Origin of the sequence: Ralstonia sp. 25mfcol4.1, from assembly GCF_900104095.1 — a bacterium.
Classification (GTDB): domain Bacteria; phylum Pseudomonadota; class Gammaproteobacteria; order Burkholderiales; family Burkholderiaceae; genus Cupriavidus.
Map to the genome: position 1 here is coordinate 50342 of NZ_FNJO01000019.1, position 13356 is coordinate 63697.

Below are 13356 nucleotides of genomic sequence, written 5' to 3' on the forward strand. Positions count from 1 at the left end.
GGCACCATCATTCCGATACCGTGAAGCACGACAGCTGGAACCGAATTTCGGGTGGCGCGGGGGCGGGGCTTGTGCTTAAATTCACCCCGTTGGATGAAACAGGGGTGCCGTCCGGATGGGCCGGGCGCGCTGAGAGAGTCCCTTCGAACCCGATCCGGCTAGTACCGGCGTGGGAAGTTTCACAAAAACCGATTTGCCTCTTGTCCCGCGGGAAAGCCGCTTTTGCCGCAACGGGACGCCGCCGCCGGCCATGCCGCGCAGGCCGGCTCACAGGGCTCCTGGTTTCGTCCATCCCCGCAAGAGAGAGGACGACACCCATGGCCCGTACTGCCCCCGCCGCATCGTTTGAGTCGCTGGAAAGCGATCTCGACCAGAAATTCGCCTATCCGGCTTCGAGCAAGACCTACCTGACCGGCAGCCGCCCCGATATCCGCGTGCCGCTGCGCACGATCCTGCAGACCGCCACCCGCACCGAGAAGGGCGAGATGGCGAATCCGCCAATTCCCGTCTATGACACCTCGGGCCCGTACAGCGACCCGGACGTGCATATCGACCTGAAGGCCGGCCTGCCGCCCGTGCGCGCAAAGTGGATCGAAGAGCGCAACGACACCGAGGTGCTGTCCGGCCTGTCGTCGGAATATGGCCTGGCGCGCGCCAACGACCCCGCCACGGCCCACCTGCGCTTTGCCCAGTTGACCAACCCGCGCCGCGCCAAGGCAGGCGCGAACGTGTCGCAGATGCACTACGCACGCAAGGGCATCATCACGCCCGAGATGGAATACGTGGCGCTGCGCGAATCGCTGAACCTGCAGGCGCTGTACGACAAGCCCGAATACAAGGCGCTGCTGCGCCAGCATCCCGGCAATGCGCTGGGCGCCGCGCTGCCGCTGCGTCCGGAAGACATCACGCCGGAATTCGTGCGCCGTGAAATTGCCGCTGGCCGCGCGATCATCCCGGCCAACATCAATCACACGGAACTGGAGCCGATGGCCATCGGCCGCAACTTCCGCGTGAAGATCAACGGCAACCTGGGCAATTCGGCGGTGACGTCGTCGCTGGCCGAGGAAGTGGAAAAGATGGTGTGGTCGATCCGCTGGGGCGCCGACACCATCATGGACCTGTCCACGGGCAAGCACATCCACGAAACGCGCGAATGGATCCTGCGCAACTCGCCGGTACCCATCGGCACGGTGCCGATCTACCAGGCGCTGGACAAGACCGGCGGCATCGCCGAGGACCTGACCTGGGAAATGTTCCGCGACACGCTGATCGAGCAGGCCGAGCAGGGCGTGGACTACTTCACGATCCACGCCGGCGTGCTGCTGCGCTACGTGCCGCTGACGGCCGACCGCGTGACCGGCATCGTGTCGCGCGGCGGCTCGATCATGGCCAAGTGGTGCCTGGCGCACCACAAGGAAAACTTCCTGTACACGCACTTCGACGAGATCTGCGAAATCATGAAGGCGTACGACGTGTCGTTCAGCCTTGGTGACGGCCTGCGTCCGGGTTGCATCGCCGATTCGAACGACGACGCACAGTTCGGTGAACTGCGCACGCTGGGCGAACTGACCGCCAAGGCGTGGGAGCACGACGTGCAGGTGATGATCGAGGGCCCGGGCCACGTGCCGCTGCAGCGCATCCAGGCGAACATGGACGAGGAGCTGAAGCACTGCTACGAAGCCCCGTTCTACACGCTGGGACCGCTGGTGACCGACATCGCACCGGGCTACGACCACATCACCAGCGGCATCGGCGCCGCCAACATCGGCTGGATGGGCACGGCCATGCTGTGCTACGTCACGCCGAAGGAGCACCTGGGCCTGCCGGACAAGGAAGACGTGCGCGAAGGCATCATCACGTACAAGATCGCCGCCCATGCCGCCGACCTGGCCAAGGGCTGGCCCGGCGCGCAACTGCGCGATAATGCGCTGTCCAAGGCACGTTTCGAGTTCCGCTGGGAAGACCAGTTCAACCTGGGCCTCGATCCCGAGCGCGCACGGTCGTTCCACGACGCCACGCTGCCGGCCGAAGGCGCCAAGATCGCCCATTTCTGCTCGATGTGCGGGCCGAAGTTCTGCTCGATGAAGATCACGCAGGAAGTGCGCGACTATGCGGCATCGCTGCCCGCTGCCCAGAAGGGGATGGAAGAGAAATCGATCGAGTTCGTGAAGTCGGGCTCGAAGATCTACTCGTAAGCGTTGTCTTGCAGGACGGGCGGCCGCCCACGCGGCGCCGCCCGGCAGTACCGTAGCACCCAGAGTTCCGCGCGCGGCGCCCCCACGCGGCGCGGCGGTATTCATCCAACCGGAGGCCGGTCGGCGCCACTTACCTGGCCAAGGCCGCCGGCATACAAGCCCATGACAGCAGTACAGTCCTTCGATGTCGCCATTCTCGGCGCCGGCCTGGCCGGGCGGATTTCCGCCTGGCTGCTGGTGCGTGCCGGTGCCCGCGTGGCGCTGGTGGAGCGTGGCGGCCCCGACGGCAGCGGCTCGGCCGCGCATGTGGCCGCGGCCATGCTGGCGCCGCTGGCCGAATCGGCCATCGCCGAACGGCGCATCGTCGACCTTGGCATCGCCAGCGTCGACCTCTGGCGCACCTGGATCCAGGAACTGCCCGAGCCCGTGTTCTTCCAGGAGGATGGCACGCTGGTGGTCTGGCATGCGCGGGACCGCAGCGAGGTGTCCCTGTTCACCAGCCGCATGCGCGCGGTAGCCCCGCCAGAACTGGTACAGGCGCGCCTGCGCACGCTGGACGGCAAGGGCGTGGCCGAGGTGGAACCCGAACTGGCCGGACGCTTCCCGCAGGGCCTGCTGCTGCAGGGCGAAGGCCAGCTCGACAATCGTGGCGCGCTGCGGGCCCTGCTCCACTGTGCGATGGACGAAGGGCTGCACTGCGTGTGGGAGGCCGGCGAGATCGACGCCGAATCGCTGCCATCGCTGGGCATCAAGGCCGACGTGGTGCTCGATTGCCGCGGCCTGGGCGCCCGCGGCGCCTGGATGGACCGCGACGCGCAGGGCAACCCCGTGCCCGGCCTGCGTGGCCTGCGCGGCGAAGTGGTGCGCGTGCATGCGCCCGACGTGAAGCTGCACCGGCCGGTGCGCCTGCTGCATCCGCGCTACCCGATCTACATCGCACCGAAGCCGAACGACCTGTACGTGATCGGCGCCACCGAAATCGAAAGCGAAGACGATTCGCCGATGAGCGTGCGCTCCGCGCTGGAACTGCTGTCGGCCGCGCACTCGCTGCATCCCGCCTTCGGCGAGGCGCGGGTGCTGGAACTGAACGTGCAGCGCCGCCCGACGCGCCCCGACCACCTGCCGTCCATCCGCGTGGACCAGCGTGCGCGCGTGGTGCGCATCAACGGGCTGTATCGCCATGGCTGGCTGATCGCGCCGGCCGTGACGGAAGCCGCCTGCCACGTGGTACGTGCCCTGCTCAACGACGATCCCGCCGCCTACGCCGTGCCGTCCGCGCTGCGCTGGCCCGGCATGATCCAGCAGGTGCGCGAGGTGGTCTGCCCCGCGCCGAGCGTGGTCGTCAGCCCCGGCGGCGGCACGCTGCATTAACCGATAACCATCATGCAAATCCTGCTCAATGGCCAACCGCTCGACGTGCCGGACGCCGCCACGCTGGCCGACGCCGTGACGGCGGCAGCCATCGCGCCGCCGTTCGCCGCCGCGGTGAACGGCCAGTTCGTGCCGCGCGCCGCGCATGCGGCCACATCGCTCAATGCGGGCGACCAGATCGATCTCGTGCAACCGGTAACGGGCGGCTAAAGGGACCCTCCATGACATTCGAACCTGCTGAAACCCTGCGCGACCCGTTCGTGCTGTACGGCGAATCCTTCGATTCGCGCCTGCTGCTGGGCACCGCGCGCTATCCGTCGCCGGCCACGCTGCAGGCTGCCGTGGAGGCATCGCGCCCGGCCATGATTACCGTGGCCCTGCGCCGCCAGACCGCCATCGGCAGTGGCGACGGCCAGACGCTGGGCGGCGACACCTTCTGGCAGATGCTGCGCTCGCTGGGCGTGCCCGTGCTGCCCAACACCGCCGGCTGCTTCACCGCGCAGGAAGTCATCACCACGGCGATGATGGCGCGCGAGGTCTTCGAGACCGACTGGATCAAGCTCGAACTGATCGGCGACGACTACACGCTGCAGCCCGACACGCTGAACCTGCCCGCCGTGGCCGAGACGCTGATCAAGGAAGGCTTCAAGGTGCTGCCTTACTGCACCGAGGACCTGGTGCTGTGCCGCCGCCTGCTCGACGTGGGCTGCCAGGCGCTGATGCCCTGGGCGGCCCCGATCGGCACCGGCCGTGGCGCCGTGAATCCGCACGCCATGCGCACGCTGCGCGACCGGCTGCCCGACACGCCGCTGATCGTCGATGCCGGCCTGGGCCTGCCGTCGCACGCGGCGCAGGTGCTGGAGTGGGGCTACGACGGCGTGCTCTTGAACACCGCCGTGGCGCAGGCCGCGTACCCGGTGAACATGGCCCGCGCGTTCGCGCTGGCCGTGGACGCCGGCCGCACCGCCTACCTGGCCGGGCCGATGCCCGAGCGCGAAGTGGCGCAGGCCAGCACGCCGGTGGTCGGCATGCCGTTCTGGCACGCCGAAGGCGCGGAGGATCGCGCATGACGCGCCAGGGTGTTGCCGCGGCCATCGATGCCGCACTGTTTGAGGACGTGATGCGGCGCTTTGCCGCGATGTTCGGCCGCGACGAATCGCCCTGGCAGGTGTGGCCGCTGGCCAATGCACCGGCCACGCTGGGCCGTCACGACGTGGTGCTGTCGGACGGCGAAGCGGCCGCCGACATCATCGACCGCGTGGCGGCGGCCAATGCCGTACTGATCGTGTCTGAGCGCGAAGGCGGCCGCTGGATCGACACGGTGCGCTCGTGGATGGGCACCTGGGTGCTCGATTCGCACGCCGACGATGACACCGCGCACTCGCCGGGTTTCGTGGCGGTGCTGACGGCGGCGCTGTCGCTGCATTTTCCCGCGCACGACGCGCTGTGCATCGCCCGCGCCTGGGAGCCGGGCAGCACCGCGTGGCCCGGCGATTTCGCGCGCTTCCCACGCGTGCGCCATGCCGCGCTGGTGTCGCCCGACCAGCCGGCGCCAGCCTTTGCGCCGTGTCCGCCCGATCTGGGCCTGTATGCGGTCATGCCGACCGCCGACTGGATCGAGCAGCTCGTGCCGCTGCAGGTGCCCACCGTGCAGCTGCGCTTCAAGTCGGCCGACGCGGCCGAGGTGAAAGCCGAAGTGGTGCGGGCGGCCAACGCCGCAAAGGGTTCGAAGTCGCGCCTGTTCATCAATGACCATTGGCGCGTGGCGATCGACCATCACGCGGCCTGCGGCGGAGACAGCGGCATCTATGGCATCCATCTGGGCCAGGAAGACCTGGACGAGGCTGACCTCGATGTCATCCGCGCCTCGGGTCTGCGCCTGGGCGTGTCGACGCACGGCTACGCCGAGATGCTGCGCGTGGCGGCGATCCAGCCCAGTTACCTGGCGCTGGGCGCGATTTTCCCGACCACGACCAAGGTCATGCCGACCCAGCCGCAAGGCATGGGCCGCTTCCAGTCGTATGTGACCCTGATGAAGCCGGTGATTCCGTCGCTGGTGGGCATCGGCGGGGTGAACGCCGGCAATATGCGCGAAGTGCTCGATGTCGGCGTGGGCAGCGCCGCCGTGGTGCGCGCCATCACCGAGGCCACCGATGTGCCGGCGGCGGTGGCGGGGCTTAATGCCTTGTTTGCCTGATGGTCGCTGGCTGAACGGTTTTAACCGCTCCCCCAAACTGCTCTGAGGGAGCGAACCGCCGGCGCTTGATCCATGGCGGGACAGGGGCCGGGGAGAGGGCCGGCGTATCAGGAACTCACAGTTTGGGCGCTGACCGGCCACCCCGGCTGGTCGCGACCGGACAATCCGCATATCCTCTCCATCCAGTCACCAATGGATAGAGGTTCCGCAGTACGGAACGGAACCCGCAGAGAGGAAACAGCAGTGAACGAGATCATCCCCGCCGCCCCGGGCACCCCGGACAAGCCCTATTTCGGTATCGAGATTCCGCTGATGCGCCTGCTGGGCCTGCAGCCGGTGCATATGGAGGAAGGGCTATGCCGTACGCGCCTGCCGGCCAGCCCGAACGTGGTGAACAGCCGTGGTGACGTGCATGGCGGCACGCTGATGGCCGTGCTGGACTTCACGCTGAGCGGCGCGGCGCGCTCGCATGCCCCGTTGGACGTGGGCGTGATCACGATCGACATGTCCACGCATTTCCTGGCCGCCGCGCGCGGCGAGCTGACGTTCGAGGCGCGCATCCTGCGCCGGGGCGCCAAGATTGCCTTCTGCGAGGGCGAGGCCCGCGACGCATCGGGCACCGTCTGCTGCGTGGCCCGCGCGTCGTTCAAGCTGGTGCAGCTGGCCGGCGGCAACTAGGCGTCCGGCCCGTCCGCAGGGCCTTCCGTAGGGCGATAGACCGCCACGAACCTCGCGCGCTCGGTGATGCCATAGTCGCCGGGCGCGTATTGCATCAGCCAGTCGCCCGGCTTGCCGGTCAGCACATCGCCGCCGGCCGAGCGCTCCAGCGCGAACGCGACCGGCATTTCCTTGACCAGCACCGGCACCGGCTTGTTGCGATACGGGCCGGCCTCGCCGTGCGCGTTCGGCCCCACGGCCACATAGCGCGCGTCGAAACGCCCGCGCGACACCACCCAGCGGTCGCCGGTGGCGCCGGTCACGATGGCATCCGCGCGCTGATAGCGGTTCGGCCCCTCGCGGCTGATCAATTCACCGGGCTCGGCGGCAAACGCTACCTGCACGGTCTCGTCCTTCACGTACCAGCGCGCGGCGGGATCGTCGCGCAGGTCGATGTCTTTCAGGGTTTCCATGTCGAATCCAATGCCGTGTCAGCCCAGCTGTCGCGGGGCGAAGCCGTGGTTGAGCGGGCCGTTGCCGGCGCCGAGGCGCAACGGGGCGCCAGCCGCGATGGCCCGGGCCACATAGTCCAGCGCGATACCCACGGCGTCGGGCAGCGTGTCGCCGCGCGCCAGCTGCGACGCGATGGCCGCCGCCAGCGTGCAGCCGGTGCCGTGCAGGTTGGGGGTGTCGATGCGTGGATGCGTGTAGATGCGCGTGGTGCCGTCGGCCAGCATCAGCAGGTCGTCCAGGCCGGTGGCGTCGGAGCCATCGTCCTCCAGGTGACCGCCCTTGAGCAGCACGGCCTGGCAGCCCAGGGCCAGCAGGTCGGCGGCGGCGGTTTCCATTTCGGCGCGGCGCGCGATGCGGCGCCCGAGCAGGTACGAGGCTTCCGGCAGGTTCGGCGTGACCAGGATGGCGCGCGGAAACAGGCGCTTCACCATGGCCTGGCTGGTGGCGTCGTCGGACAGCGTGGCGCCCGACGTCGAGATCATGACCGGGTCGACCACGAGCTTGCGGATGCCGTGCCGGTCCACCGCGTCGGCCACGGCCTCGACGATGGCCGCCGTGCCGAGCATGCCGGTCTTGGCGGCATCCACGCCGATGTCACTGGCCACGGCATCGATCTGCGCGGCCACCATGTCGGCCGGAATGGCGTGTACCCCGGTCACGCCCAGCGTGTTCTGGGCCGTGATGGCCGTGATCGCGCTCATGCCGAAGCAGCCAAGCGCGGCAAATGTCTTCAGGTCCGCCTGGATGCCGGCGCCGCCGCCGGAGTCGGAGCCGGCGATGGTCAGGGTGCGGGGTGGCGTGGGGAGCATGTGGAAGGCGGGAACGGGACGGGAACAGTCGGAAACAATTAAGCGGGAAAAAATCTGGCATTTCTGCCCGCTCGGCGCGAACAGGCACGCTACAATACCGCCACTCCGAGGAGCGTTGCAACGGATGCACTGCCATCCGCCAGGCTCGGAATGTCTCAACGGCGCTCGCTGTTCCGTGGTTCGCACGGGGCGCGAGTCGACCTGTCTGCCCGTCATGGCCTCACGTGAGGCATCCGTGACGCGGCCCGGGCCCCGGTTTTACGGGCCTTACCCGTCTCCCGTCCCGCGTATGCGCCACTCTTACATCGGAGTGAACATGAACGCTGTGACTGACCTGAAGCAAGACTACCTGATCGCCGACATCGGCCTGGCCGGCTGGGGCCGCAAGGAAATCGCGATCGCCGAGACCGAAATGCCTGGCCTGATGGCCATCCGCGACGAATTCGCCGCTGCGCAGCCGCTCAAGGGCGCCCGCATCGCCGGTTCGCTGCACATGACGATCCAGACCGCCGTGCTGATCGAGACGCTCAAGGCACTGGGCGCCGACGTGCGCTGGGCCTCGTGCAACATCTTCTCTACGCAGGACCACGCCGCCGCCGCCATCGCCGCATCGGGCACGCCGGTGTTCGCGTTCAAGGGCGAGTCGCTGAAGGAATACTGGGATTTCACGCACCGCATCTTCGACTGGGCCGACGGCGGCACGCCGAACATGATCCTGGACGACGGCGGCGACGCCACGCTGCTGCTGCACCTGGGCGCCCGCGCCGAGAAGGACGCATCGCTGATCAGCAAGCCGACCAGCGAGGAAGAAACCTACCTGTTCGCCGCCATCAAGGAAAAGCTGGCCAAGGATCCGAGCTGGTACAGCCGTAACCTGGACGCCATCCGCGGCGTGACCGAGGAAACCACCACGGGCGTGCACCGCCTGTACCAGATGGCCCAGCGCGGCGAGCTGAAGTTCCCGGCCATCAACGTCAACGACTCGGTGACCAAGAGCAAGTTCGACAACCTGTACGGCTGCCGCGAATCGCTGGTGGACGGCATCAAGCGCGCCACCGACGTGATGATCGCCGGCAAGATCGCCGTGGTTGCCGGCTACGGCGACGTGGGCAAGGGCAGCGCCCAGGCCCTGCGCGCGCTGTCGGCACAGGTGTGGGTCACCGAAATCGACCCGATCTGCGCACTGCAGGCCGCCATGGAAGGCTACCGCGTGGTGACGATGGACTACGCCGCCGAGCACGGCGACATCTTCGTGACCTGCACGGGTAACTACCACGTGATCACGCATGACCACATGGCCAGGATGAAGGACCAGGCCATCGTCTGCAACATCGGCCACTTCGACAACGAGATCGACATCGCATCGGTCGAGAAGTACGAGTGGGACGAGATCAAGCCGCAGGTGGACCACGTCAAGTTCCCGGACGGCAAGAAGATCATCATCCTGGCCAAGGGCCGCCTGGTGAACCTGGGCTGCGCCACGGGCCATCCGTCGTACGTGATGAGCAGCTCGTTCGCCAACCAGACCATCGCCCAGATCGAACTGTGGGCCGAGCGCGACAGCGGCAAGTACCCGGTGGGCGTCTACACGCTGCCGAAGCACCTGGACGAGAAGGTGGCGCGCCTGCAGCTGAAGAAGCTGAACGCGCAGCTGACCGAGCTGACCGACCAGCAGGCCGCCTACATCGGCGTGCAGAAGCAAGGCCCGTACAAGGCCGACCACTACCGCTACTGATCGGCCCGAGATTCTCCCCGACGGTGTTCTCCCCTCTCCCGCCCGGCGGAAGAGGGGCCCGGGGGAGAGGGCGTTGAGCTGACTGCGCGACCGGGCTCCGCCAGAAGCGCGCAGTTCCGATGTCATCCAATAACAAGGAGTCCCAATGAGACTGTTGGCCGTCTGGATCATCAACGCCGCGTCGCTGTTCCTGGTGAGCTACCTGATCGGCGGTATCGAGCTGCGCGGATTTGGCGCGGCGATGGTTGCCGCGCTGGTGCTGGGTCTGGTCAATACGCTGATCCGGCCGATCCTGGTCATCCTGACCCTGCCAGTGACGCTGCTGACGCTGGGGCTGTTCATCTTCGTCATCAACGCGCTGCTGTTCCTGTTCGTCGGCAACCTGCTGCAGGGGTTTGTCGTGGCCGGATTCGGCGCCGCGCTGCTTGGCTCGATTCTCTATAGCGTGATCTCGACGATTCTCGCCAGCGTACTGCTCGGCGGCCGGGACTAAGCGCGACTGAAATTCTTCGGGGCGCCGCGCGTGCGGCGTGCCAACCATGACTGATCGCTACTACAGCTTCGAATTCTTCCCGCCCAAGACGGCGGAGGGCGCCGAGAAACTGCGCAACACCCGCGCCCAGCTGGCACCGCTGCAGCCGAAGTACATTTCGGTGACGTTCGGCGCCGGCGGCACCACGCAGCAGGGCACGCTCGACGCCGTGCTGGAAATCCAGCGCGAGGGCATCGAGGCGGCGCCGCACCTGTCGTGCGTGGGGTCGTCGCGCGAAAGCATCCGCGACATCCTCAAGACCTACCGCGATGGCGGCATCCGCCATATCGTGGCGCTGCGGGGCGACATGCCTTCGGGCATGGGCGAGATCGGCGAATTCCGCTATGCCAACGAACTGGTGGAGTTCATCCGCGCCGAAACCGGCGACTGGTTCAACATCGAGGTGGCCGCGTATCCCGAATACCACCCGCAGGCCCGTTCGCCGCGCCACGACCTGGACAACTTCGTGCGCAAGGTGAAGGCCGGCGCGAACTCGGCCATCACGCAGTATTTCTTCAACGCCGACGCCTACTTCCGCTTTGTCGACGACGTGCGCGCGATGGGCGTGGATGTGCCGATCGTGCCCGGCATCATGCCGATCACCAACTACTCGCAACTGATGCGTTTTTCCGAGATGTGCGGCGCCGAAGTGCCGCGCTGGGTGGCGAAGCGGCTTGAATCGTTCGGCGACGACAAGGAGTCGATCCGGGCCTTCGGCCTGGACGTGGTGACGGCGCTGTGCGAACGCCTGCTGGCTTCGGGCGTGCCGGGTTTGCACTTCTACACGCTGAACACGGCCGGCGCCACCAAGGCCATCTGGCAGCGCCTGAAGCTCTGAGCGCATGCCCGCCGCGCGCCGTCCGGACCCGTTCATCGAGCATCTGCTGGAACTGATGGCGCCGTTGGCGGCCAGCATCGGGCCGGTCACGGCCAGACGGATGTTTGGCGGCCATGGCCTGTTCTACGACGGGCTGATGTTCGCGCTGGCAAGCGGCGGCCAGTGCTACCTGAAGGCGGACGACGTCACGCTGCCCCGCTTCGCGGCCGAGGGCAGCGAGCCCTTCCGCTACCAGTCGGCTCGGCGCGAGGTGACGATGCGTCACTACCTGAGCCTGCCGGCGGCCTGCCTGGAGTCGCCGTCCGCCATGACGCCCTGGGCGCGCATGGCAGTGGAAGCCGCGCTGAGGCTCGGGAACGCGAAGTAGGCATATCGGCAACCGTGGGCGATGGTGGCATACTCGCCGCCATGGTCACCGCCACCTTCCGTTTCTACGAGGAACTGAACGACTTTCTGGCGCCATCGCAGCGCCGCCGGGACCTGTCGTGCCCCTGCGCACGCGCCGCCACGGTCAAGCACATGATCGAGGCGCTGGGCGTGCCGCATACCGAAGTGGAACTGATCCTCGTGAATGGCGAATCGGCGCCGTTCGAGCGCCTCGTCGAGGACGGTGACCGCATAGCTGTTTATCCAAAATTCGAATCCTTCGATGTCACGCCGCTACTGCGCGTGCGCGAGCGTCCGCTGCGCAACATCCGCTTTGTCGCCGATGCCCACCTGGGCGGCCTGGCGCACCTGCTGCGCATGACCGGCTTCGACACGCTCTACGACAACCACTTCGAAGACAGCGAGATTGCCCGCATCGCAGCCGACGCGCAGCGCATCGTGCTGACGCGCGACCGCGAACTGCTCAAGCGCCGCGAGATCACGCACGGCTGCTATGTGCGGGCGATCAAGCCGTCGCTGCAGGCCCACGAGATCTTCGCCCGGCTCGACCTGGCACGCAGCGCCCGCCCGTTCTCGCTATGCCTGACCTGCAACGTGCCGCTGCAACGGATCGACAAGGCCCAGGCACAGGGCCGCGTGCCGGACGGCGTGTTCGAGCGCCACGACCGCTTTGTCACGTGCCCGCATTGCCGCAGGGTGTTCTGGGAAGGCTCGCACTGGAAGCGGATGCGCGAACTGGTGGATGGGTTGGTGCGTCGTTGATGCCGGACGCGGAAGCCGGGGCCGCCAGTGCGTCCGGCGTTCGTTCCCGCCACCCTGCCGCGCAACGGACAGCGGGCAGCGGGGGACGATGGGTCAGTCGAAACGGTGTTCAACCAGAGTCAGGCTCTCATCGAGTCGGTCGAACTTGTGAATGAAAGTGGCATCGAACTTCACCACGCGTTGCAGATCCGGTACATACCAGACGACGATCTTGTAAGGCACGGAGATCAGGCTTCCGACGGCTGCTGCGCCGTAAAAAGACCGCAGCTGAAGCCCTTCGTAGCTGATGCGCAGCGCCTGGAATTCCCCCATCGGCAGCCGGACCGCGCTCGGGCCCGTAACGCGACCTTGCAGTTCCATGCGCGCGCCGCTGCCGGGCGCGTTGTACGAGTATTTCCAGGTCATGCCTGGTTTGACATTCGCCGGCACCCAGCCGGCCGGGGGGCTGAGCGAGTCGAACTCGCCGCCCAGGGGCGTGGCCAGGTTCTGCAGTTGGCCATCGCGCGATTCCACCCTGGCCCCCTGGTTAAACGTGACCTTGTCACCGTCGATACGGTCGACCCGATAGACCACATCGCGCTTTACGCCCGTCAGCCTGTCGGTCAGCTGGTAGCGCCACGTCTCGCCCACGCGGGGCGAAGCATTGGCCGTCGGTGCAGCGGCGGGTGCCGGCGTTGCGGCCGTCACGGCGGCGGGCGCGGGGCCCGGCGTGTATCCGGCAAGGGCGCGCGTGCCACGTGCCGAGGCTGAAGCGATCCACGCAGCGGGCAGCGCACTGGTCAGCGTGTCGCCGGCGGCCGGGCGCGTCAGCACGCCGATCAGGCGGCCGCTGTCGTCGAACATGCCGCCTCCACTGATCTGCGCACTGGGCGCGATCGATGCCTGAATGCGGTCCAGGCCGCCATCTGCGGATGCACGCAAGCCTGCGATCGCCCCCTGGCTCAGCGAAACCTGCCCGCTTTCCGTGGCTACGGCGGCAAAAACCCGTTGGGCGAATGCCGGCGCGCCGATAGCAACCGTAACGGCTGGCGCGTTGAAGTTGGCCACCTTGAGCAGGCAAATGTCGCGCTCCACGTCGGGGGCTTCCAGTGTGGCGCCATAGCTCACGTTGTCGCGCTGGATTGACACGGTGCGCGCGCCTGCCAGCACATGGCAGGCAGTCACGAGCTGACCCGCGCCGATGACCACGGCAGAACCGGTAGAGAGCGGTGCGCGTTGCGGCCCGAAGGTGGCCACCGCATAGACGCTTGGCGAAATTTTCGCAAGCATCTGGGCAGAGTCGAGCGCGAACGCGGAAGAAGGAAGCAGGGCGTACAGGGCGAGCAGGCCCGTGGTGACGCGCGGGGCGGTGTTACGCATG

General features: G+C 67.4%; 14 protein-coding genes and 2 riboswitches. Of the genes, 11 read left to right on the plus strand and 3 right to left on the minus strand.

Annotated elements, in window-relative coordinates; all coding sequences use genetic code 11:
• Nucleotides 1–90 precede the first annotated feature (90 nt).
• A riboswitch (TPP riboswitch) is annotated at nt 91–193 on the plus strand.
• 124 nt (nt 194–317) lie between these two features.
• From thiC to BLQ58_RS25355, 6 genes are all read left to right on the plus strand, one after another.
• Nucleotides 318–2195, plus strand: a complete 1878-nt coding sequence (gene thiC / locus BLQ58_RS25330) for a phosphomethylpyrimidine synthase ThiC (RefSeq protein ID WP_092602947.1) — start codon at nt 318–320, stop codon at nt 2193–2195.
• A gap of 162 nt (nt 2196–2357) precedes the next feature.
• The gene (locus BLQ58_RS25335) at nt 2358–3566 is read left to right on the plus strand and encodes an FAD-dependent oxidoreductase (RefSeq protein WP_092602949.1); all 1209 of its coding nucleotides are present in this window, start codon (nt 2358–2360) and stop codon (nt 3564–3566) included.
• A 12-nt stretch (nt 3567–3578) separates the two neighbouring features.
• Nucleotides 3579–3776, plus strand: coding sequence for a sulfur carrier protein ThiS (gene thiS, locus BLQ58_RS25340; RefSeq protein WP_092602951.1), 198 nt, complete (start codon nt 3579–3581; stop codon nt 3774–3776).
• An 11-nt stretch (nt 3777–3787) separates the two neighbouring features.
• On the plus strand, nt 3788–4636 hold the full coding sequence (locus BLQ58_RS25345) for a thiazole synthase (RefSeq protein WP_092602953.1): 849 nt from the start codon (nt 3788–3790) through the stop codon (nt 4634–4636).
• Nucleotides 4633–5763, plus strand: a complete 1131-nt coding sequence (locus BLQ58_RS25350; protein ID WP_092602955.1) for a thiamine phosphate synthase — start codon at nt 4633–4635, stop codon at nt 5761–5763. The genes BLQ58_RS25345 and BLQ58_RS25350 overlap by 4 nt, the downstream gene beginning before the upstream one ends.
• A gap of 192 nt (nt 5764–5955) precedes the next feature.
• Nucleotides 5956–6441: a PaaI family thioesterase gene (locus BLQ58_RS25355; RefSeq protein WP_175460003.1), complete on the plus strand. Its 486-nt coding sequence runs from the start codon at nt 5956–5958 to the stop codon at nt 6439–6441.
• Here BLQ58_RS25355 and BLQ58_RS25360 read toward each other — a convergent pair.
• Both BLQ58_RS25360 and thiD read right to left on the minus strand, forming a co-directional pair.
• Nucleotides 6438–6893: a PGDYG domain-containing protein gene (locus BLQ58_RS25360; protein WP_092602959.1), complete on the minus strand. Its 456-nt coding sequence runs from the start codon at nt 6891–6893 to the stop codon at nt 6438–6440. The two genes, BLQ58_RS25355 and BLQ58_RS25360, sit on opposite strands and share 4 nt — an antisense overlap.
• An 18-nt stretch (nt 6894–6911) precedes the next feature.
• On the minus strand, nt 6912–7742 hold the full coding sequence (gene thiD, locus BLQ58_RS25365) for a bifunctional hydroxymethylpyrimidine kinase/phosphomethylpyrimidine kinase (protein WP_092602961.1): 831 nt from the start codon (nt 7740–7742) through the stop codon (nt 6912–6914).
• A 101-nt stretch (nt 7743–7843) separates the two neighbouring features.
• A riboswitch (S-adenosyl-L-homocysteine riboswitch) is annotated at nt 7844–7916 on the plus strand.
• A gap of 142 nt (nt 7917–8058) precedes the next feature.
• On the opposite strand from thiD, the gene ahcY reads away from it, so the two are divergent.
• From ahcY to BLQ58_RS25390, 5 genes are all read left to right on the plus strand, one after another.
• Nucleotides 8059–9477 carry an adenosylhomocysteinase gene (gene ahcY, locus BLQ58_RS25370; protein ID WP_092602963.1) on the plus strand — a complete coding sequence of 473 codons (1419 nt, stop codon included), beginning with the start codon at nt 8059–8061 and terminating at the stop codon, nt 9475–9477.
• 145 nt (nt 9478–9622) lie between these two features.
• Nucleotides 9623–9970, plus strand: a complete 348-nt coding sequence (locus tag BLQ58_RS25375) for a phage holin family protein (protein ID WP_092602965.1) — start codon at nt 9623–9625, stop codon at nt 9968–9970.
• A gap of 46 nt (nt 9971–10016) precedes the next feature.
• Complete coding sequence (gene metF / locus BLQ58_RS25380) at nt 10017–10847, plus strand: methylenetetrahydrofolate reductase [NAD(P)H] (RefSeq protein WP_092602967.1); 831 nt, start codon at nt 10017–10019, stop codon at nt 10845–10847.
• Nucleotides 10848–10851: 4 nt separating this feature from the next.
• The gene (locus BLQ58_RS25385) at nt 10852–11214 is read left to right on the plus strand and encodes a TfoX/Sxy family protein (protein ID WP_092602969.1); all 363 of its coding nucleotides are present in this window, start codon (nt 10852–10854) and stop codon (nt 11212–11214) included.
• A gap of 41 nt (nt 11215–11255) precedes the next feature.
• Entirely contained in the window at nt 11256–11996 is a 741-nt protein-coding gene (locus BLQ58_RS25390; RefSeq protein ID WP_092602971.1) for a Mut7-C RNAse domain-containing protein, read from the plus strand.
• A 93-nt stretch (nt 11997–12089) separates the two neighbouring features.
• On the opposite strand, the gene BLQ58_RS25395 is transcribed toward BLQ58_RS25390, so the two are convergent.
• Nucleotides 12090–13355 carry a S1 family peptidase gene (locus BLQ58_RS25395; protein WP_092602973.1) on the minus strand — a complete coding sequence of 422 codons (1266 nt, stop codon included), beginning with the start codon at nt 13353–13355 and terminating at the stop codon, nt 12090–12092.
• Between the last annotated feature and the right edge of the window lies 1 nt (nt 13356).